This is a genomic window from Streptomyces hygroscopicus subsp. hygroscopicus, from assembly GCF_001553455.1.
GTDB lineage: Bacteria > Actinomycetota > Actinomycetes > Streptomycetales > Streptomycetaceae > Streptomyces > Streptomyces hygroscopicus.
Genome location: NZ_BBOX01000514.1, coordinates 1 through 2,798 on the forward strand (window position 1 = coordinate 1; position 2,798 = coordinate 2,798).

Consider the following 2,798-nt stretch of genomic DNA (forward strand, 5'->3'; position numbering starts at 1 on the left):
TTCTCGGACGATGCGGATGGTACGGGGTGGGCCGAGGGTGTGGGTCTGCTGGTGGTGGAGCGGCTGTCGGACGCGCGGCGCAACGGTCACCAGGTGTTGGCGGTGGTGCGGGGCTCGGCGGTGAATCAGGATGGTGCGTCGAATGGGTTGACGGCGCCGAATGGTCCGTCGCAGCAGCGGGTGATCCGGCAGGCGCTGGCCGGTGCCCGGCTGTCCCCGGCCGAGGTGGACCTGGTGGAGGCGCACGGTACGGGTACGACGCTGGGTGACCCGATCGAGGCGCAGGCGCTGCTGGCGACGTATGGACAGGACCGTCCGGAGGACCGGCCGCTGTGGCTGGGCTCGGTGAAGTCGAATATCGGGCACACCCAGGCGGCGGCCGGTGTCGCGGGTGTGATCAAGATGGTGATGGCGATGCGCCACGGCATGATGCCGCGCACCCTGCACGTGGGGGAGCCGTCGCACCACGTGGACTGGTCGGCGGGTGCGGTGAGTCTGCTGACGGAGGAGCGGGCCTGGCCGGAGGTGGACCGGCCGCGCCGGGCGGCGGTGTCGTCGTTCGGGATCAGCGGCACCAACGCGCACATCATCCTCGAACAGCCCGGGGAGCCGGCCCGGACCGTCCCGGCCGAGGACCTTCCGGCGGCCCCGGCCGCGCTGCCCTGGCCGGTGTCGGCCAAGTCGGCGGCGGCGCTGGACGCCGCGGTGGCCGCGGTGCGGGAGGCGGCCACCGGCCTGTCACCGGTGGACGTGGGCGCCACGCTCGCCCGCCGCTCGGTTTTCGAGCACCGCGCGGTCGTACTCGACGACGTGGTGGTGCGGGGCGTCGCCGCCGCGGGCCGGGTGGGCCTGCTGTTCACCGGCCAGGGCAGCCAGCGCTGCGGCATGGGGGCCGGCCTCTACCGGACGTTCCCGGTGTTCAAGGCCGCGTTCGACGAGATCGCCGCCCTGACCGGCATGCCTCTGGTGGAGCTGGTCGTGGAGGGCGGGGACGAGGAGGCGCTCACGGCCACCGGAGTGGCGCAGGTGGCGCTGTTCGCGGTCGAGGTGGCGCTGTTCCGCCTGCTGGAGTCGGTGGGCGTGACGCCCTACGCGGTCTGCGGGCACTCCGTCGGCCAGATCGCCGCGGCCCACGCCGCCGGTGTTCTCTCGCTCCCCGACGCGTGCCGCCTGGTGGTGGCGCGAGGCCGGCTGATGCAGGCCCTGCCGGAAGGCGGCGCGATGCTGGCCGTGGAGCTGCCCGAGGACACCGTCGCGGAGGCCCTGGCGGGGCTGGCGGACCGGGTGTCCGTCGCCGCGGTGAACGCGCCGACGTCCGTGGTGGTCGCGGGAGACGAGGCTGCGGTGGCCGAGCTGGAGCGCGGCTGGCGCGCGGCGGCGGTACGGGTCAGGCGGCTGACGGTCAGCCACGCGTTCCACTCGCCGCTGATGGACCCCATGCTCGACGACTTCGCCGCCGCCGTGGACGGGCTGACCTTCCACCCGCCCGCCCTGGCCGGGCTGCCGGAGGAGGTCACGGACCCCGCCTACTGGGTGCGGCACGTCCGGGACACGGTCCGGTTCGCCGACATGGTGCGGTCGCTGAGCGACGAGGGGGTCACGCGCTGGGTGGAGGTGGGCCCCGACGCGGTGCTCGCCGCACTGGCCCAGCAGACCCTCGACGCGCCGGACGCCGACGGCCTGGACGGGCAGGTGTTCGTGCCGGTGCTGCGCGCCGGCCGCGACGACCTGGCCGCCTTCTCCACCGCCCTGGCCCATCTGCACGTCGCGGGCGTGACCGTGGCCTGGGGCGAGCTGTTCGCCACCTGGGGAGGACGCCTGGCCGACCTGCCCCGCTACCCCTTCCAGCGGCAGCGGTACTGGCTGTCCCGGAGCGTCGGCCGGGCCGGGGACGTGTCCGCGGCCGGCCTGGCCGCCACCGAACACACCCTGCTCGGCGCGGTGGTCGAGCTGGCGGGGACCGGCGGCCGGCTGCTGACGGGACGGCTGTCGCCCACCACGCACCCGTGGCTGGCCGACCACACCGTCCTGGGCTCCGTTGTCCTGCCGGGCACCGCGCTGGTGGAGTTCGCCCTGCGCGCGGGCGCGGCCGTGGGCTGCCCGACGCTCGCCGAGCTGACCATCGAGGCCCCGCTGCCGCTCGGTGACGGTGTCGACGTGCAGGTCAGGGTGGTCCCGGCCGAGGAGCCGGCCCGTGGCCACCGGGTGGACATCCACTCCCGGCCGGTGGGCGACGCGGGGGCGTGGGTACGCCACGCCACCGGAACCCTGACCGACGCGCCGGCGCCGGCGCCCGGGGAGACCGGCCTCGCCGAGCCGCCGTCGGGTGCGGAGCCCTCGGTGCCCGCCGACGAGCTGTATGTGCGGCTCGAAGCGGCGGGGCTGCACTACGGCCCGGCCTTCGCCGCCCTCCGTCAGGCGTGGCGGCTCGACGACGCCGTCCACGCCGAGGTCGCGCTGCCGGACGACCCGGATCTGGCCGTGGACGGGTTCGTCGTCCACCCCGCGCTGCTCGACGCCGCCCTGCACGCGATCGCGGCCGCGGAGGGCGGGGCCCAGGACGCCGCCGGGGCGGCGCCGACGGCGCGCGTGCCCTTCGCGTGGTCCGGGGTGACGGTGCACCGGGCCGGCGCCCGTGAGCTGCGGGTCCGGCTCACGCGCCGGGACGCGGACACCTATGCGCTGACGGCCACCGACCGGGCCGGTGCCCCCGTGGTGTCGGTGGAGTCGCTGGCGCTGCGGACGATGTCGCGCGAGCAGCTGGGCGCGGCGGGGACGGCGGGCTCGCTCTTCCGGGT

The 2,798-nt window shown here is 75.9% G+C and carries 1 protein-coding gene; it reads left to right on the forward strand.

Annotated elements, in window-relative coordinates; all coding sequences use genetic code 11:
• Positions 1-39 precede the first annotated feature (39 nt).
• The coding region (locus AXW62_RS37695; protein WP_252368882.1) for a type I polyketide synthase at positions 40-2,798 on the forward strand (2,759 nt) is incomplete at its 3' end.